This window comes from Streptomyces sp. NPDC002265, from assembly GCF_040296125.1.
In the GTDB taxonomy this organism is placed as follows: domain Bacteria; phylum Actinomycetota; class Actinomycetes; order Streptomycetales; family Streptomycetaceae; genus Streptomyces.
Genome location: NZ_JBEOWS010000213.1, coordinates 1 through 16,884 on the forward strand (window position 1 = coordinate 1; position 16,884 = coordinate 16,884).

Sequence of the window (16,884 nt, forward strand, 5' to 3'; positions counted from 1 at the left end):
GGCACTTGCAACCTGGTGGGAGATCACCAAGCGGCGTCGGCACGAGTGATCATGGCCTCGGTCGATAGGTCACCCTCCCGACCCACCACTCTCCCTGACGGCGCGCGCCGCATCCCCGCCGACGCCGTACGGGACTTCGTCCTCGGCCAGATCGAGGAGGCCGCCTGATGGCCAGCCAGCGCAAGCGCAACCCCAACGGGGCGGGCACGATCACCAAGCGCAAGGACGGTCGGTTTCAGTGCGCGGTCTATGTCCTCCAGCCGGACGGCACCCGGGCCCGCAAGTTCGCCTACGGCAAGACCTGGGCCGAGTGCGACGCCAAGCGGCGCGAGCTGCTCGCCAAGGTCGACCAGGGTGTGCCCGTGCCCACCCGGTCGGCCAAGCTCTCCGAGTGGCTGCCGTACTGGCTGGAGAACGTGATCAAGCCTCGACTGAAGCTCAGCACGTACGACAAGTACGAGGCCCACGTCCGGCTCTACCTCGTGCCGCTGCTCGGCTCGAAGCGGCTCGAATCCTTCGGCGTCGCGGACGTCCGTCGCTTCCTCATTCGGATGGAGAAGGAGACCACCGCGGCAACGGCCAAGGAGTCCCACCGAGTGCTGCGTTCCGCTCTGTCCTCGGCCTGCCGCGAGGAGCTAATCGCGCGCAACGTCGCCAAACTCGTCGAGCCGCCCCGTACGGACAACCGTGAGCTGAAGCCCTGGACGCTGGACGAGACGCTGGACTTCCTCGCGGCCTCTCGACGAGATCCGCTCTACGCGGCCTTCGTGCTCGCCATCGCTATGGGGCTCCGTCGGGGCGAGATCATCGGCCTCCGTTGGTCGGATCTCGACCTGGACAACCGGGTCCTTTACGTCCGCCAGCAGTCTCAGCGCCGTCGCGGTGTCCTCTACGACGACGATCCCAAGAGCCGTCGTCGCAGGGTCGTCCCGTTGCCCGCGCTCTGCATCGCTCCGCTGCGCTGGCACCGGATGCGGCAGTCGGCCGCCCGCGCCAAGGCGGGGGAGCAGTGGCACGAGTCGGGCTACGTCTTCACCACCCGCACCGGCCGTCAGGTCGAGCCGCGGAACGTCTACCGCTCCTTCACCCGTGTCGCCGAGTCCGCCGGCCTTCGCGTGATCCGGCTGCATGACGCTCGGCACGGCACCGCCACCCTGCTTACGGCGGCCGGAGTCGCGCCCCGCGTCGTGATGGAGATCCTCGGGCACTCGCAGATCAGCATCACCATGGACGTGTACACGCATGTCGTGCAGGACACCCAGCGCGAGGCCATGAGCCACATGGACCGGCTGCTCAGGAAGCGGCCCGGTCGTCAGTGACCGTGCTCGTTGATGTCAGAAGTGGATGTCAAAGGCCACCTAGGAACGTTCCTAGGTGGCCTTTTCCCTTGTGCCCCCGGCAGGATTCGAACCTGCGACACCCGCTTTAGGAGAGCGGTGCTCTATCCCCTGAGCTACGAAGGCGTGATCGTGGCCGTGCAGGGCCACAGGCGTCAGCGTACCGGATCTGTTGGGTGCGGGTGTGGGGTCAGGCCACGGGGATGCGGGTGAAGTGGCCTGCCACGTGGAGGTCGGCCTCGATGCGGTGGGCCGTCGCGGTCAGTTCGGGCAGGAGATCGTGCAGGCACTGGTCCACCGTGCGGCGGGCCACGTGTGTCGCCGTGTTGAGGGCGGCGACGACCCGGCCGGCCCGGTCGCGGACCGGGACCGCGAGCGAGCGCAGGCCCTCCTCCAGTTCCTCGTCGACCAGGGCGTAGCCCTGCGCGCGGGTCTCGGCCAGGGTGCGGGCGACGAGCGCCGGGTCGGTGACCGTCCGGGGGGTGAGGAGGCGCAGGGCGTCCGGGGCGCGCTCCGGCTCCGGCACGTCCGCCAGCAGGACGCGGCCCGTCGACGTCGCGTACGCGGGCAGCCGCGTCCCCACCGTGATGTCCACGCTCATGACATGGCTGGTGGCCACCCGGGCCGTGTACTGGATCTCCGTGCCGGTGGCGGTCAGCACCGCCAGGGACGTCGACTCGTGGACGCGGTGGGCCAGTTCGGCCATGTGCGGCCGGGCGATGCGGGGGAGCGACGTACGCGACAGGGGCGGGAAGCCGAGCGACAGGACCCGGGGGGTGAGGGCGAAGGTGCGGTCGGTGTTCGCCGTCACCAGGCCCAGGTGTTCGTAGGTGATCAGCGCCCGCCGGGCCGTGGCCCGCGCCAGGCCCGTCACCTTCGCCACCTCCGTCAGCGTCAGGCGGGCGCGGCCCTCGCCGAAGGCGGTCAGTACGGTCAGGCCGCGGGCCAGCGACTCGACGAAGTCCCGGCCCAGTTCCTGTTTCGACGCGCCCGTCCAGGTCGCCAGGCCCGCCGGGGCCGGTCCGGGCGCCGGTGCGGGCGCGGTGCGCAGGTCGTCCTCCATCTCCGCCACCGCCGTGCGCAGCCGGGGCAGGAGCCTGTCGCGCAGGTCCGTCGCGGTGTGCCGGCTGGTGTGGCTGACCACGCTCGCCGCGCAGGCGATCCTTCCGGTGCGCGGGTCGCGTACCGGGAGGGAGACCGCCACCAGGCCCGGTTCGATCAGCTGGTCGTCCAGGGCCCAGCCGTCCGCACGGGCTTGTCCGACGCGCTGTTCGAAGTCGTCCGGGGCGGTGGGCGAGCGCGGCGGTACGGCCGGGAAGGCACGGTCCTCCGGGTCCGCCGCCCGGCGTTCGTGCCGGCGCCGCCGGTCCGCCGCGTCCCACTCCGTGGCGAACAGCGCGCCCGGCGCGGTGCGTTCGGCCGGGAGGAGGTCGCCGATGCGGAAGCTCAGGGACATCGCGCGGCGGCGGGTGGCCTGGTGGATGAAGCGGATGCCGTCGTGGTCGGCCACCGCCAGGGAGACGGACTCGTCCAGCTCGTCGGCCAGCCGGTCGGCGCGGGCGTCGAGCAGGGCGGGCAGCCGCAGTGCCGCCAGGTAGGCGTTGCCCAGTTCCATCACCCGGGGGGCGAGGACCACGTCGCGTCCGTCGAGGCGGACGTAGCCCATGCGGGCCAGAGTGGCCGTGATCCGGTCGACCGTGGAGCGGGCGAGGCCGGTTGCGCGTTCCAGGTCGCTCGGGCTGAGCGTCCCGCCCGCCTCCGTCAGCCGCCGCAGCACCGCGACGCCCCGCAGCAACGGGGTCACGGCCTCGGCGGGTACGGCGGTGTCGGCGGCCGGGTCGGCGCCGTTACGGGGGACGGCTTCGGTGCCGGTGGCCCCGTGGGCCTCGGTCCTGGGGTTCGCGGGCATCGGTTCTCCGGTACGGCGTTCGCGGCAGGCCCACCGTAGCCCCGGTCCGGTTCGATGCGGTCGAGTGACGGCCGGGCGGGCCCGGGACACCTGCCGGGCCGTCGTGGGCGGTGCGGGCGTCGTGCTGCGGCGGCCGGGGCGGCGCGGTGTGTACTCCGAGTACTCCGCGCGTACTCCTAGTACTCCGAGTATGGGTCCTACTGCCGTGTCACCCGGATCCGGTAGTGCCCCGCCAGGTCCGCCGACGCGATCGCGATCTGGATGCCGTGCTTGGGGTCCTTGAAGACCTCGCCGGGGACGAAGGGGGCGTCGGAGAGTTCGGCCTGGACGTTCGGGCTGCGGGTGCAGCCGCCGGAGTCGCGCCGGGAGTCGGACACCGTGACCGGCCCCATGCCGGTGTCGACCGACGCGTCGATCTTGTAGATCAGTACGCCCGGGCGGCAGACCGCCTCGTCGTTGCCCTCGTGGGTGCGCAGTTCGACGGCGTAGCCGCTTCGTCGGTCGAGGGGGACGAAGACGAGTTTCGGGCCGCCCGCGCGCGCCAGCGGTGTCAGCTCGTACTCGTTCGTGCCGTGGTGCGTCGCGCAGCTGACCTGGGAGACGTCCAGCCAGCCCAGCTTCCACTTGTGCCAGCCGAGCAGGTCGTTGTCGGCCCCCCAGTCCTCGCTCATGATGTCCCAGTGGCCGACCGCGCCCCCGCCCTCCTGGGTGTAGAGGTCGGGCAGGCCGAAGACGTGGCCGTTCTCGTGGGGCAGGACGCGGTACCCGGTGCGGTCGTAGGAGCCGGAGCCGTCGTCCTGGCGGGAGTAGACGAAGGAGGCGTTGGCGACCGGGACGCCGTCCGCGACCGGCGCGTCCTTGTTGCCGGCGAAGGTCACCGACAGGACGGTGTCCAGGGCGGAGGGGCCGGCGTTGGGGGTCACCAGTACGTTCAGCAGGTCGTACGAGCGGAAGTCGACGTGCGGGTCGGCGCTCGACACTATGTCCTGGACCAGGTCGCGGTAGCCGGGGTCGAACGGCGCGCCGCGCTCTATCCCGTACGCCTTGAACGACTTGGGCATGCGCAGCCAGTGGGTGATCGGTGTCTCGGGACGGTAGTCGAGGCGGCCGTAGGAGCTGGTGCGGAACCACTTCTGGGTCTGCGGGAAGAACTCGTGGAAGCGGTCCATCGCGCGGCCCTGGCCCGGCGCGTCGGAGAAGTCGACCATCAGGGTCAGGGCGTGGACGGTGCCGGTGGAGCGGGAGTAGCCGCTGATGGTCGGGACGCCCTCCGACATCTGGATGGACCTGTCCCCGCTGATCATGCACGGGCCGAGGGCGGCGGGGACGTGGGCCAGGGATATCGGGCCCGCCCCGGCCGGCGTGGAGGGGACGAGATGGCCGGTGCCCGCCGTGCTGAGCGCGAAGGTCAGGGCGGTCACGGACGCTAGAGCAGCCACCCGGTGCGGGCGTATCCGACGGCGGGGCGGCTGCGGCTGCATGCGTGTGCCCTTCGCTCCAGGCAGCCGCCGGAACCAGGCTGCACCCTTGCGATCACCCTGATTCGGTGGACCGACACGCGCGCGCTGGAGGGGCCGATCGTGGGTTTCTCGCCGGTAGGCGCACCTGTGGGCTGTGTCGGCGGCCACATGGGGTGCGGGTGACGGGTGCGGGTGCGGAGCGATCGGAGGGTGCGTGACTCAGGTCACATGAAAACTCTTCGGCGGCGGGAAATATCCGGGGACCGTCTCCCCGTTTAGACCTGTGTTCGCGCGAAACGGGGAGACCTTCCCCGGATCGCAGTCACCTTCGACCGATGGAGCATGCCGTGCAGACCGCGATCCCCGTGCAGCGCAAGCACACCCGGCCCCGCGCCGACGCGCTGCGCAACCGGGAGCGGATCGTCGCGGCGGCCCGGGAGATGTTCGTGGAGTTCGGGCCGGACGTGCCGCTCGACGACATCGCCCGCCGCGCCGGGCTCGGCAATGCCACGCTGTACCGGAACTTCCCCGATCGGGACGCCCTCGTCCGCGAGGTCGTCTGCTCGGTGATGGACCGTACGGTACGGGCCGGTGAGATCGCGCTCGCCGAGACCGGCGACGCGTTCGCGGCGCTGGAGCGCTTCGTGCACGCCGCCGCCGACGAGCGGATCGGCGCGCTGTGCCCGATGTTCTCCAGCACGTTCGACGAGCACCACCCCGACCTGGAGGCCGCGCGGCAGCGTGCCGAGGGGGTCATCGGGGAGGTCATGGACCGGGCCAGGGTGGCCGGGCAGCTCCGTACCGACGTGGGCGTCGGCGATCTGATGGTCGCCGTGGCCCAGCTCAGCCGGCCTCCGGCCGGTACGGGATGCCTCAACGTGGACCGCTTCGTCCACCGCCATCTGCAAATGTTCCTGGACGGTCTGCGGGCCCCGGCCCGCTCCGTCCTGCCGGGCGCCGCCGTGACTCTGGAGGATCTGCGCCAAGCCTGAGCCGGCTGCACCGGCAGCGACACCGATGCCACAGCGACACCGATGCCATAGCGACAGCGATGCCCATAGCGACACCGATGCCATAGCGACAGCGGGACAGCGGCGACGATGCCGACACCTCGCGTACCCCGCCGGTCCGTGGTCCGTTGACCTGAAGACCGGACCGTAGCCCCGTAGACCGTTGATCTGAAGACCGTCTGACGCAGCAGTGCAGACAGTCCGTCCCTTTTCCTTGCCTTTTTCCATCACGAAGTCCCGAAGTGGGTACCCCCATGTCTGAAACAGCCCGGCGCGTCGCAGACGCGACCGACGCACACGCCAACCGCTGGAAAGCGCTGGCCTTCATCGCGCTCGCCCAGCTGATGGTCGTCCTCGACGCGACCATCGTGAACATCGCGCTGCCCTCCGCCCAGCAGGACCTGGGCATCTCCGACGGCAACCGCCAGTGGGTCATCACCGCCTACGCACTGGCCTTCGGCGGTCTGCTGCTCTTCGGCGGCCGGATCGCCGACATCTGGGGCCGCAAGCGCACCTTCGTCACCGGCCTGATCGGCTTCGCCACCGCGTCCGCCCTCGGCGGTGCCGCGCAGAGCGAGGGCATGCTGCTCGGCGCCCGCGCCCTCCAGGGTGCCTTCGGCGCGCTGCTCGCGCCCGCCGCGCTCTCCCTGCTCGCGGTGATGTTCACCGACGCCAAGGAGCGTGCCAAGGCGTTCGGCATCTACGGTGCCATCGCCGGTGGTGGCGGCGCCGTCGGCCTGATCCTGGGCGGCTTCCTCACCGAATACCTGGACTGGCGCTGGACGTTCTTTGTGAACATCCCGTTCGCGGTGGTCGCCGCCGCGGGCGCGTACTTCGTCATCCGTGAGCCGGCCGGCGGCCGCAACCGCTCGCCGCTCGACATCCCGGGCGTCCTGCTGTCCACCCTGGGCCTGGTCTCCCTCGTCTACGGCTTCACCCGCGCCGAGTCCGACGGCTGGAGCAGCTCCATGACGATCGGTCTGTTCGTCGCCGCGGCCGTGCTGCTCGCGTCCTTCGTGTTCGTGGAGTCCAAGGTCAAGGCCCCGCTGCTGCCCCTGCGCGTGGTCACCGACCGCAACCGCGGCGGCGTCTACCTCTCGCTCGGCCTCGCGGTCATCGCGATGTTCGGCCTGTTCCTCTTCCTGACCTACTACCTCCAGGTCGTGAAGGGCTTCTCGCCGGTCAAGACCGGCTTCGCCTTCCTGCCGATGATCGTGGGCATGATCACGGGCTCCACCCAGATCGGCGCCCGCCTGATGACCCGGGTCCCGCCGCGGCTGCTCATGGGCCCCGGCTTCCTGACCGCCGCGCTCGGCATGCTGATCCTGACCCAGATGGAGATCGGCTCCTCGTACGCGGGCCTGCTCCTGCCGGCCCAGCTGCTCCTCGGTCTCGGCATGGGTACGGCGTTCATGCCGGCCATGTCCCTGGCCACCCAGGGCGTCGAGGCGCGGGACGCCGGTGTCGCCTCCGCGATGGTCAACACCTCGCAGCAGGTGGGCGGTGCGATCGGCACGGCCCTGCTGAACACGATCGCCGCCTCGGCGACCACGTCCTACATCAAGGACCACATCGCCTCCGCCGGGTCCAAGCCGCAGCAGCAGCTGGTCCAGCTGGAGGGCATGGTGCACGGCTACACCAGCGCCATCTGGTTCGCCGTCGGCATCCTGGTGGTCTCCGCGGCCATCGCCTTCACCCTGGTCAACGCCGGCCGTCCCGGCTCCACCGTGGTGAGCGGCAGCGGTGCGGGTGCCGAGGACGAGGTGCCGGTTCCGGTGATCGCCCACTGACGGCGCCCGACCCGTCGTACCTCTTCGGGCCCCGCGTGCGGACGAGGAAGGGGACGTCTCGTCCGCACGCCCGCGGGCCCGCCCCGGCGGTGTGAGCCGGGCGCCGCGCGAGCCTTCGGAGCCGGCCGCTCAGCGCTGCCAGGGCAGGTCCGCACCTGCTTCGTTCGGCTGGAGTCCCTCGGCGACGATCTTCATGATCTCGCCGAGGGACTTCTGCTGTTCCGGGCTCAGCCGGTCGAACAGCGCCTGCCGTACGGCCGTCACATGGCCCGGCGCGGTGCGCCGCAGCACCTCCAGTCCCGCGTCCGTGAGCACCGCGAACTGGCCCCGCTTGTCGGAGGGGCAGTCCTCGCGCCGGACCCAGCCGCTCTTCTCCAGGCGGGCGATCGCGTGGGAGAGGCGGGAGCGGGTGATCTTCGCCTTCTTGGCCAGCTCGGTCATCCGCAGTCGGCGCCCCGGCGCCTCGGCGAGCGTGACGACCAGCCCGTAGTAGATGTGCGGCATGCCCGCGTCACGCTGGAGCTGGCGGTCGAGGTGGTCCTCCAGCAGCGTGGTGGCGTGCAGATAGGACCGCCAGACGCGCTGCTCCTCGGGAGTGAGCCACTGGGGCTCGTCGGCGCGTGCGGAGGGGGCGGGGGGCGCCGCGGATGCCGTGTTCATGTACTCCACTGTACGAGGGTTGTCCTTGAAATTTAAACAAAGCGGGGTTAGTCTGGGCGACAGATAGCTTTAGAGTTCAAGTATCGGAGGAGTCGTCGCCATGTCCGCCGCCGCCCAGGAGCGCATGCCCGCCCTCTACCTCAGCCACGGCGCCCCGCCGCTCGCGGACGACCCGGTCTGGCCCGGCCAGCTCGCCGCCTGGTCCGCCGACCTGCCGCGGCCCAAGGCGATCCTCATGGTCTCCGCCCACTGGGAGGAGGCCCCGCTGGCTCTCGGCGCGACCCGGACCGTGCCGCTCGTCTACGACTTCTGGGGCTTCCCGGAGCACTACTACCAGGTGACGTACGAGGCACCCGGCGCCCCCGGGCTCGCCGAGTCGGTCCGCAAGCTGCTGCGCGCCCCCGGCACCCCCGTGCAGGACATCCCGGACCGGGGTCTCGACCACGGCGCCTACGTCCCGCTGGTGGAGATGTTCCCGGACGCCGACATCCCGGTCCTCCAGGTCTCCCTGCCGACCCTCGACCCGGCGCGGCTGATGGAGATCGGCCGCAGGCTCGCCCCGCTGCGCGACGAGGGCGTGCTGATCGTCGGCTCCGGCTTCTTCACCCACAACCTCGCCGCGCTGCGGCACACCGGCCCGGGGGTGCCCACCTGGTCGTCCGAGTTCGACGACTGGGGCCGGCGGGCGCTGGAGGCGCGGGACTGGGACGCCCTGCTGGACTTCCTCCACAAGGCCCCGGCGGGCCGTTACGCCCACCCGCGCACCGAGCACTTCGCCCCGCTGTTCGTGACCATGGGCGCGGCGGAGGTGGCCGGCGAGCTGGACGACCAGCGGTCCGTGATCGACGGGTTCTGGCTGGGCATGGCGAAGCGGTCGGTGCAGTTCGGCTGAACCTGTGCGGTGCGAGTCCGGCCGCACCCGTGCGGTCGGAGGTCCTCCGGGCGGTGCGGTCGGAGGACCTTCGGACGGTGGGGGCCGGAGGCGGCGCAATCCGGAATCTCCTGTGAGATCCCTTTCGGGGCCGTCTCCGTGGCAACCATCGGGCGGTGTGGACCGTCTTCAGGGTGGGAGGGCAGCCAAGGGCGGCGCTCTTCCGGAGTGAAGACAGCGGTATCGAACGTGATGGGCGTCTCGCGTACAGGGTGGTCGCAGAGGGGCGCGAGGGCTTCGAGATCACTCTCGATTCCCGGCCTGACCTGGACTTCTGTGCGTTCCGACGGCATCGGTCCCCTTCGCGGTGGCACAGGGTACTGCATGATCAGAAAAATAGGGTGACGGGTTGGGAATTCTGTCCTGATTCCAGTCGTTGTTTCCATCGGATGCAGGGCACCCGAGCAGAGTCCGGAGAAAGCCGCGAGAGTCCCGGGCGCGGTGTCAGGCCTCCGAAGGACCATCCGCACCCACCATCGCAAGGGAGCACGCATGGCAACCCGTGCCGTCGCCCGTCGTAAGTCCGCCACCGGCGAGACGGCCGACGCGGCAAGCAGTGTTCGCACCCATGGCGGCGAGATCGCCGACCGCGACCTGGTCGGCATGTATCTCGACGAGATCGCGCGCACACCGCTGCTCGACGCAGCCAAGGAAGTCGACCTGTCCCAGACCATTGAAGCGGGTGTGTTCGCGCGGCAGGTCCTCGACGGTGAGGCGGAGTCCGACACGGACGCCACCCGTGAGGAGCTGGAGGCGCTGGACGCCGCCGGGGAACGGGCCAAGGACGTCTTCATCCGTTCCAACCTCCGGCTGGTCGTCGCCGTCGCGCGCCGTTACCCGCGCAGCGGACTGCCCCTGCTCGACCTGATCCAGGAAGGCAACGCCGGTCTGGTGCGCGCGGTCGAGAAGTTCGACTACCGCAAGGGCTTCAAGTTCTCGACGTACGCGACCTGGTGGATCCGTCAGGCGATCACGCGCTCGATAGCGGACCAGTCCCGCACCATCCGGCTCCCCGTCCACCTGGTGGAGGAGCTGGGCCGGATCCGGCGTGTGCAGCGCGAGTTCAACCGCGAGAACGGCCGCGAGCCGGAGCCCGCGGAGATCGCCGCCGAGCTCGGCTCGACGCCGGAGCGTGTCATCGACGTGCTCGACTGGGCCCGTGACCCGGTCTCGCTGAACATGTCGGTCGACGACGACGGCGACACCCAGTTCGGCGATCTCCTGGAGGACACCTCGGCGGTGTCGCCGGAGCAGTCCGTCCTCACGCTGCTGCGCAGCGAGGAGCTGGACGGCCTGATCGGCCGTCTCGACCAGCGCACGGCCTCCATCATCAAGATGCGTTACGGCATCGAGGACGGGCGCGAGCGCACGCTCACCGAGGTCGGCAAGGAGCACGGCCTGACGCGCGAACGCATCCGCCAGATCGAGAAGCACGCGCTCCTCGAACTGAAGAAGCTGGCGCGCGACACCGGGTTCGACGCGGCGGCGTGACGCGGTGCGGGCCTTCGCCTGTCGGCGTACGCACCGCCCGGCGCATGCCGGGGTGTTCACCAGATGTGGGCGCCCAGGTCCATGCGCTGGGGTCGTACGCCGGGTGGCGAAAGCCCGCGCAAACATGGCGACGTATCGCCGCTTCAACGCGCAGGGCCCCGGGAACAAGACTCCCGGGCACGGGAGTTCGGGCCCCGCGGGGCGGCCTGGGGGTCCGTCCTCGCGCCGATGAGCCATGTCCCGACGCAATCCCCCCCGGCGCCGGGACTTTCCCAGAGTCGGGCTTCGGCGCCCATCCCCCCGGGTGCCGGAGCCCGGCTCGTCCCCTCCGAGGGAAACGGCCGGACGCTTCCGGCAGGAAGCCGCCGGACGCGCGCCCGCTCAACGGCTTCCGGATGTGCGCACGCTGGAAAGGCGGGGCACCCCGTACCTGAACTCCGGGGTGGCCCGCCGAATGGCAGATTGTGCCACATGGGCATAGCCTGCCGAACGTGAGTACCACCCCTGCACCAGCTCCGCCCGCCTCCTCCTGTTCGTCCCCCTCCGCTCGTTCCGCTTCCGCCGGCTCCTCCACGGCTTCGTCCGCTCCCTCGCTGACCGAGCGGCGCAAGGCGGCGACGCGGATGGAGATCGCCCGTGCGGCGGCACGTCTCTTCGCGACACGCGGGCTGCGCGCCACCCGCGCCGAGGACATCGCCCAGGCCGCCGGGATCGCCCCGCGCACGTTCTACCGCTACTTCGCCACCAAGGAAGAGGCCGTCGCCCCCCTGTACACGGCGGGCGCGCGGCACTGGGCGGAAGCGGTACGCGAGGCCCCGGCCGGGCTGTCGCTGCCGCAGGCCCTCGAACACGCGGTGCGCGCGACGCTGACCCCCGGCGCCGGGGTGTCGGCGGTCTCCTGGGAGTGGGCCCGGACCCTGATCCGGCTGGCCGAGGACGGCCCGGCCCTGCGGAAGGTGTGGGCGGAGGTCTGCCACGACGCGGAGAGCGAGCTGACGGAGATCCTGGCGCGACGGCTGGCCCAGGGCGACGACATCGTTGCCATCCGGCTCACCGCGTCCCCGAGACTGCGCTTCGCCGCCGCCACCGCGAGTGCCGCGGTCCGTGTGGCGGTCGAGGTCTGGGCGGCGGGGAACGCGGCGCCGGCCTCGGCGGAGGGACCGGCGGCACTGGCGCTGGGCAACCTCACGGTGCTGCGCGGCTTCTCCTGGGACGACGTGCGCTAGGACGGGCGGTGGGGCGGGCGGTGGCTCACCCGCCCCCGGCCCGGACCAGGCGTCCGCCCAGCTCCCTCACGAACGCCGCCAGTTCCGCCGGTTCGCGGACCTCGAACTCGTATCCCAGGACCGCCAGCCGCATCGCCAGCCACTCCATCGGATCGCCGGTCGTGCCCCGCACCCGGCAGCCGCCCGCCTCCGTCGGCTCCGGCGGGGCGAACCAGGCCGGCAGCTTCGCCGCGACGGCCTCGGGCGGCGCGGCGAAGACGGCCTCGAAGGCGTACGTCTCCTGCCGCCGCCGGATCGACCGGCGCAGGTATTCCGCCGCGCTCCCGGTGGGCAGCTCCCGCGCGGCGAACCGCGCTCCCGTCGCGACCGGCTCGCTCACCCGGTCGACCCGGAACGTACGCCAGTCGGCACGGTCGAGGTCGTACGCGACCAGGTACCAGCGCCGTCCCGTCGACACCAGCCGGTAGGGCTCGGTGAGCCGCCGGGACCCGGTGCCGTCCGCGGCCCGGTAGGCGAACCGCAGCCGCTCGCCCCCGGCCACCGTCGAGGCGATGACGGTCAGCGTCTCGGGCGCGATGGTCGCACCGTCCCCGCTGGTCAGCGGAGTGGTCGCGGCCTGGAGGGTGGCCACCCGGTGGCGCAGCCGGGACGGCAGCACCTGCTCCAGCTTGGCCAGCGCCCGCACCGATGCCTCGTCGACGCCCTCCAGCGCGTGCCCGGCGCCCGCGCGCAGCCCCACCGCGATCGCCACCGCCTCCTCGTCGTCGAGCACGAGCGGCGGCATCGCCTTGCCCGCGACCAGCCGGTAGCCGCCGTCGGCGCCCTTGCTCGCCTGCACGGGATAGCCGAGTTCGCGCAGCCGGTCGATGTCGCGCCGGACCGTGCGCCGGGACACCCCGAGCCGGTCGGCGAGCTCGCCGCCGGGCCATTCGCGGGGCGTCTGGAGGAGGGAGAGGAGCTGGAGAAGCCGGGCCGGAGTGTCCGTCGTCATAAGTGCGAGGATGCCGTACAACTAGGACATGATCTGACCTAATACGGGCCTAGGTTGCGGGTATGACCTCCACCGAGACCCCACCCACCGCTCAGCCCGCGGGTGACCGGCGCCGCTGGTTCGCCCTCGCGATCGTGATGACCGCCGCGTTCATGGACCTTGTCGACGTCACCATCGTCAACATCGCCATCCCGTCCATCCAGAAGGACGCGGGCGCGACCTTCAGCCAGATCCAGTGGATCACCGCGGGCTACGCGCTGGCCTTCGCCGCCGGGCTCGTCACGGGCGGCCGCCTCGGCGACATCCACGGCCGCAAGCGGCTGTTCCTCGTCGGCATCGGCGGGTTCACGATCGCGTCCGCGCTGTGCGGCTTCGCCGCGAACCCGGAGATGCTGGTCGCCTCCCGGATCCTCCAGGGCGGCATGGCGGCGATGATGGTGCCGCAGGTCCTGTCCATCGTGCACGCCACCTTCCCGGCCCATGAGCGGGGCAAGGTGTTCGGGCTGTTCGGCGCGATCGTCGGACTGGGCGCGGTCTCCGGGCCGCTGCTCGGCGCGCTGCTGACGGAGTGGAACCTCTTCGGTCTCGAATGGCGCCCGATCTTCCTCATCAACCTGCCGGTCGGCATCGCGGGCCTGCTCCTCGGCCACCGCTTCATCACCGAGTCCAAGGCGCCCAGGGCCCTCAAGCTGGACCTGGTCGGCGTCGTACTGGTGACGCTGGGCCTGCTGATGCTGCTCTATCCGCTGACCCGCGGGCGTGAGCTGGGCTGGCCGGTGTGGGGATACGTCTCGATGGCGGGCTCGCTCGTCGTCTTCGGGGCGCTGGTGGCGTACGAGCGGCGCAAGTCCGCTAAGGACGGCTCCCCGCTGGTCGAGCTGTCGCTGTTCCGGGTGAAGAGCTTCGCGGCCGGCATCGCCGTGCAGACCGTGTTCGGTGTCGCGCTCGGCATCTTCTTCCTGGTCTGGACGCTGTACATGCAGATCGGGCTGGGCTGGAGGCCGCTGCGGGCGGGCCTGACCGGGGTGCCCTTCTCGATCGCGGTGTCGGTGGCGGCGGGCCTGTCGGTGCAGCAGCTGGTGCCGCGCTTCGGACGCAAGGTGCTCCAGGCGGGCGCGCTGCTGATGGGCGTGGGTGTGCTGATCTACATCGGCGAGTCCGAGCGGTACGGGCTCGGCATCGCCTCCTGGCAGATGGCGCTGCCGCTGGTCGTGATGGGGCTGGGCATGGGCCTGATCGTCGCGCCGCTGACGGACGCGGTGCTGTCGGAGGTGCCGCGCGAGCACTCGGGTTCGGCGTCCGGGCTCATCAACACCGTCCAGCAGATGGGCAACGCGCTGGGGCTCGGGCTGGTGTCGGTGGTCTTCTTCGGCGAGATCGGCGACCGGCTGACCGCGGACCAGGTGGGACCGGCGTTCGTGAACGCCTTCCAGCACGCGCTGGTCTGGGTGGCCGTGGTGATGGCCGTGATCTTCCTGCTGATGTTCGCTCTGCCGAAGCGGCCGGCGCAGCACGTGGAGGGCGCGCCGGAGCCGGACTCCGGCACGGCGGAGCAGGAGCGGGGGCCGGAGCCGGTGTCCGCGTCGGCACCCGCCTCGGAGCTGGTGTCCTGAGCCACCGGTCTCGATCCGGACCGGACGGCGGTGCCTGCGGGCGCCGCCGTCCCGGTTTTCCCGGCGCCGCCGTCCCCGGTTCCTCCGGGCGCCGCCGTTTCCGTCTCTCCGGCCCTACGGCGAGCCCCGCGGCGAGCGTCGCGGAAGCCCTGGAAGCTGACCTGGAAGCCCGCCCGGAAGCCCGTTTGCGTCCGACTGATGCCCGAACCTGTTTACTTTCCGGAAATCCGGACGTAGTGTCCCAGTGAAACCACAGATTCGGGCATCAGTCGGAGGCGAACGGACATGTACGCACCGGAGCGACAGCAGGAGATCCTGCGGCTCGCCCGTGACGGCGGCCGGGTGGACGTGCTGTCCCTCGCCGAGGAGTTCCAGGTCACCGCGGAAACGATCCGCCGCGATCTGAAGGCCCTCGACCGCGCGGGCCTGGTCCGCCGGGTCCACGGTGGCGCCATACCGGCCGGACGCCTCGACTTCGAGCCCGACCTGGCCGAGCGCGAGTCCACCTCGGCGGACGAGAAGGACCTCATCGCCAAGGCGGCCCTCACGGAACTGCCGGTCGAGGGAACGGTGATCCTCGACGCCGGTACGACGGTCGCCCGCCTCGCCGCGGCCGTCCCGCTGGACGCCTCGCTCACCGTCGTCACCCACAGCCTGCCGATCGCGGCCCGCCTCGCGGACCACCCCGGCATCCAGCTCCACCTCGTCGGCGGGCGCGTACGGCACCGTACCCGCGCCGCCGTCGACGCCTGGGCGCTGCGCGCGTACGGCGAGATCCGGGCCGACGTCCTCTTCGTGGCCGCCAACGGCTTCTCCGCCGAGCACGGTCTGACCACCCCCGACCTGGCCGAGGCCGCGGTGAAGCGGGCCGCGATCGCCGCCGCCCGCCGCGTGGTGCTGCTGGCCGACTCCGCCAAGCACGGGCAGGAGCACTTCGCCCGCTTCGGCGCCCTGGGCGACGTCGATCTGCTGATCACCGACAGCGGGCTCGGCCCCGAGGACGCCGCCGTCATCGAGCGCGGCGGCACGGAAGTGGTGCGCACATGATCCTCACCGTCACCCCCAACCCGTCCCTCGACCGCACGTACGAGGTGCCCTCGCTGGAGCGCGGCGACGTCATCCGCGCCACCGGCGAGCGCATGGACCCCGGCGGCAAGGGCGTGAACGTCTCGCGCGCCGTCGCGGCCGCCGGGCGGCGCACGGTCGCCGTGCTGCCTCTGGGAGGCGCGCCGGGCGCGCTCGTCGCCGAACTCCTCGACGCACAGGGCATCGAGGTCGCCCGGGTCCCGGTCGCCGGTGCCACCCGCTCGAACATCGCCCTGGCCGAGGCGGACGGCGTGCTGACGAAAATCAACGCGCCGGGTCCCGAACTGTCGCCCGCCGAGCAGGAACTGCTGCTGGAGACGGTGCGCGAGCAGTCGGGCGACGCAGACTGGATCGCCTGCTGCGGGAGCCTGCCCCGAGGTCTCACGCCGTCCTGGTACGCCGACCTGGTCGCGCGTGCCCACGCCGCGGGGGCGCGGATCGCCCTGGACACCTCGGGCCCCGCGCTGCTGGAGGCGCTGCGCGAGCGGCCCGACGTGGTGAAGCCGAACGCCGAGGAACTCGCCGAGGCCGTCGGGCGCCCCCTGTCGACCGTGGGCGACGCGCTGAAGGCCGCCGAGGAACTGCGCGTGAGGGGCGCCGGCGCCGTGCTCGCGAGCCTCGGCGCCGACGGGCAGCTGCTCGTGGACGCCGAGGGCGCCTGGTTCGCCGACGCGCGGGTCGACGTCGTACGCAGCAACGTGGGCGCCGGTGACGCCTCGCTGGCCGGCTTCCTGATCGCCGGCGGCAGCGGCCCGCAGGCGCTCGCCTCGGCCGTCGCGCACGGCGCGGCCGCCGTCCGAATGCCCGGCAGCGTCATGCCCACCCCGGCTGACCTGTCCCCGGCGGCGGTGACGGTCGCGACCGAGGTCCCCACGGACCGCGAGCTGACGGAGCCGGTGTCGTGAACCCCCGCCCCGCCGCCCCCGCCTTCCCTCACACCACCCCCGTCCCCCTGCGCGTCCGGCTCACCTCCCGGGCGATACGCGTGCGAAGGAGCCCGCGATGAGCGACCTGATCACCGCGGACCTGGTCGACCTCGACCTGTCCGCCGACACCAAGGAAGCGGCGGCACGCGCCCTCGCCGAGCGCATGGCCGCCCGGGGCCGGGTGACCGACCTGGAGGGCTTCCTCGCCGACGTCGCCGCCCGCGAGGCCCAGATGCCCACCGGGCTCGACGGCGGCATCGGCATCCCGCACTGCCGCAGCGCGCACGTCACCGAGCCGACGCTCGCCTTCGGACGCAGCCCGGCCGGGATCGACTTCGGCGCGGCGGACGGCCCGGCCGACCTGATCTTCCTGATCGCGGCGCCGGCCGGCGCCGACGACGCCCATCTGACGATCCTGTCCTCGCTGGCCAGGCAGTTGATGAACGAGGAGTTC

The 16,884-nt window shown here is 71.7% G+C and carries 14 protein-coding genes, 1 tRNA gene and 1 pseudogene; 10 read left to right on the forward strand and 6 right to left on the reverse strand.

The window, feature by feature from the left end:
* Positions 1 to 167: 167 nt before the first annotated feature.
* Positions 168 to 1,319: a tyrosine-type recombinase/integrase gene (locus ABT085_RS30120; protein WP_351614768.1), complete on the forward strand. Its 1,152-nt coding sequence runs from the start codon at positions 168 to 170 to the stop codon at positions 1,317 to 1,319.
* A gap of 71 nt (positions 1,320 to 1,390) precedes the next feature.
* On the opposite strand, the gene ABT085_RS30125 is transcribed toward ABT085_RS30120, so the two are convergent.
* The 3 genes from ABT085_RS30125 to ABT085_RS30135 all read right to left on the reverse strand — a co-directional run bounded on the left by ABT085_RS30125 (position 1,391) and on the right by ABT085_RS30135 (position 4,727).
* Positions 1,391 to 1,463, reverse strand: a tRNA-Arg gene (locus ABT085_RS30125).
* Between the two features lie 64 nt (positions 1,464 to 1,527).
* A complete protein-coding gene (locus ABT085_RS30130) occupies positions 1,528 to 3,246 on the reverse strand; it encodes an IclR family transcriptional regulator domain-containing protein (RefSeq protein ID WP_351614771.1) in 1,719 nt (572 codons plus the stop codon).
* Positions 3,247 to 3,443: 197 nt separating this feature from the next.
* Positions 3,444 to 4,727: a M6 family metalloprotease domain-containing protein gene (locus ABT085_RS30135; protein ID WP_351614774.1), complete on the reverse strand. Its 1,284-nt coding sequence runs from the start codon at positions 4,725 to 4,727 to the stop codon at positions 3,444 to 3,446.
* A gap of 326 nt (positions 4,728 to 5,053) precedes the next feature.
* Here ABT085_RS30135 and ABT085_RS30140 point away from each other — a divergent pair, with 326 nt between their 5' ends.
* Positions 5,054 to 5,698 (forward strand): TetR/AcrR family transcriptional regulator, encoded by a 645-nt coding sequence (locus tag ABT085_RS30140; RefSeq protein WP_351614810.1) that lies wholly within the window; start codon positions 5,054 to 5,056, stop codon positions 5,696 to 5,698.
* A gap of 272 nt (positions 5,699 to 5,970) precedes the next feature.
* Positions 5,971 to 7,506 (forward strand): MFS transporter, encoded by a 1,536-nt coding sequence (locus ABT085_RS30145; RefSeq protein ID WP_351614777.1) that lies wholly within the window; start codon positions 5,971 to 5,973, stop codon positions 7,504 to 7,506.
* A 129-nt stretch (positions 7,507 to 7,635) separates the two neighbouring features.
* Here ABT085_RS30145 and ABT085_RS30150 read toward each other — a convergent pair whose 3' ends face one another.
* A complete protein-coding gene (locus ABT085_RS30150; RefSeq protein ID WP_351614779.1) occupies positions 7,636 to 8,166 on the reverse strand; it encodes a MarR family winged helix-turn-helix transcriptional regulator in 531 nt (176 codons plus the stop codon).
* Between the two features lie 100 nt (positions 8,167 to 8,266).
* Here ABT085_RS30150 and ABT085_RS30155 point away from each other — a divergent pair, with 100 nt between their 5' ends.
* A complete protein-coding gene (locus ABT085_RS30155) occupies positions 8,267 to 9,058 on the forward strand; it encodes a dioxygenase family protein (RefSeq protein WP_351614786.1) in 792 nt (263 codons plus the stop codon).
* Between the two features lie 68 nt (positions 9,059 to 9,126).
* Here the strand turns inward: ABT085_RS30155 and ABT085_RS30160 are convergent.
* Positions 9,127 to 9,390: pseudogene (locus tag ABT085_RS30160) on the reverse strand (GNAT family N-acetyltransferase); the annotation flags it as partial.
* 199 nt (positions 9,391 to 9,589) lie between these two features.
* Between ABT085_RS30160 and ABT085_RS30165 the strand changes: the two are divergent.
* Together ABT085_RS30165 and ABT085_RS30170 are read left to right on the forward strand one after the other, a co-directional pair.
* The gene (locus tag ABT085_RS30165; RefSeq protein WP_351614790.1) at positions 9,590 to 10,588 is read left to right on the forward strand and encodes a sigma-70 family RNA polymerase sigma factor; all 999 of its coding nucleotides are present in this window, start codon (positions 9,590 to 9,592) and stop codon (positions 10,586 to 10,588) included.
* Positions 10,589 to 11,079: 491 nt separating this feature from the next.
* Positions 11,080 to 11,814 (forward strand): TetR/AcrR family transcriptional regulator, encoded by a 735-nt coding sequence (locus ABT085_RS30170; protein ID WP_502982832.1) that lies wholly within the window; start codon positions 11,080 to 11,082, stop codon positions 11,812 to 11,814.
* A 25-nt stretch (positions 11,815 to 11,839) separates the two neighbouring features.
* Here the strand turns inward: ABT085_RS30170 and ABT085_RS30175 are convergent, their stop codons facing one another.
* Positions 11,840 to 12,805: a helix-turn-helix transcriptional regulator gene (locus tag ABT085_RS30175; protein ID WP_351614797.1), complete on the reverse strand. Its 966-nt coding sequence runs from the start codon at positions 12,803 to 12,805 to the stop codon at positions 11,840 to 11,842.
* Between the two features lie 62 nt (positions 12,806 to 12,867).
* On the opposite strand from ABT085_RS30175, the gene ABT085_RS30180 reads away from it, so the two are divergent.
* The 4 genes from ABT085_RS30180 to ABT085_RS30195 form a co-directional block, all read left to right on the forward strand.
* Positions 12,868 to 14,418 carry an MFS transporter gene (locus tag ABT085_RS30180; RefSeq protein WP_351614800.1) on the forward strand — a complete coding sequence of 517 codons (1,551 nt, stop codon included), beginning with the start codon at positions 12,868 to 12,870 and terminating at the stop codon, positions 14,416 to 14,418.
* A gap of 285 nt (positions 14,419 to 14,703) precedes the next feature.
* Complete coding sequence (locus tag ABT085_RS30185) at positions 14,704 to 15,465, forward strand: DeoR/GlpR family DNA-binding transcription regulator (RefSeq protein ID WP_351614802.1); 762 nt, start codon at positions 14,704 to 14,706, stop codon at positions 15,463 to 15,465.
* Complete coding sequence (gene pfkB / locus ABT085_RS30190; RefSeq protein ID WP_351614805.1) at positions 15,462 to 16,409, forward strand: 1-phosphofructokinase; 948 nt, start codon at positions 15,462 to 15,464, stop codon at positions 16,407 to 16,409. The genes ABT085_RS30185 and pfkB overlap by 4 nt, the downstream gene beginning before the upstream one ends.
* 97 nt (positions 16,410 to 16,506) lie before the next feature.
* Positions 16,507 to 16,884, forward strand: a 378-nt coding sequence (locus tag ABT085_RS30195; protein ID WP_351614807.1) for a PTS sugar transporter subunit IIA, incomplete at its 3' end; no start/stop codon positions are given.

Excerpts from the sequence above, each read along its gene's own strand:
- ABT085_RS30120 (WP_351614768.1), top strand. The coding sequence starts at position 168 with ATGGCCAGCCAGCGCAAGCGCAACCCCAACGGGGCGGGCACGATCACC.
- ABT085_RS30130 (WP_351614771.1), bottom strand. The coding sequence starts at position 3,246 with ATGCCCGCGAACCCCAGGACCGAGGCCCACGGGGCCACCGGCACCGAA.
- ABT085_RS30135 (WP_351614774.1), bottom strand. The coding sequence starts at position 4,727 with ATGCAGCCGCAGCCGCCCCGCCGTCGGATACGCCCGCACCGGGTGGCT.
- ABT085_RS30145 (WP_351614777.1), top strand. The coding sequence starts at position 5,971 with ATGTCTGAAACAGCCCGGCGCGTCGCAGACGCGACCGACGCACACGCC.
- ABT085_RS30150 (WP_351614779.1), bottom strand. The coding sequence starts at position 8,166 with ATGAACACGGCATCCGCGGCGCCCCCCGCCCCCTCCGCACGCGCCGAC.
- ABT085_RS30155 (WP_351614786.1), top strand. The coding sequence starts at position 8,267 with ATGTCCGCCGCCGCCCAGGAGCGCATGCCCGCCCTCTACCTCAGCCAC.
- ABT085_RS30165 (WP_351614790.1), top strand. The coding sequence starts at position 9,590 with ATGGCAACCCGTGCCGTCGCCCGTCGTAAGTCCGCCACCGGCGAGACG.
- ABT085_RS30175 (WP_351614797.1), bottom strand. The coding sequence starts at position 12,805 with ATGACGACGGACACTCCGGCCCGGCTTCTCCAGCTCCTCTCCCTCCTC.
- ABT085_RS30180 (WP_351614800.1), top strand. The coding sequence starts at position 12,868 with ATGACCTCCACCGAGACCCCACCCACCGCTCAGCCCGCGGGTGACCGG.
- ABT085_RS30185 (WP_351614802.1), top strand. The coding sequence starts at position 14,704 with ATGTACGCACCGGAGCGACAGCAGGAGATCCTGCGGCTCGCCCGTGAC.
- pfkB (WP_351614805.1), top strand. The coding sequence starts at position 15,462 with ATGATCCTCACCGTCACCCCCAACCCGTCCCTCGACCGCACGTACGAG.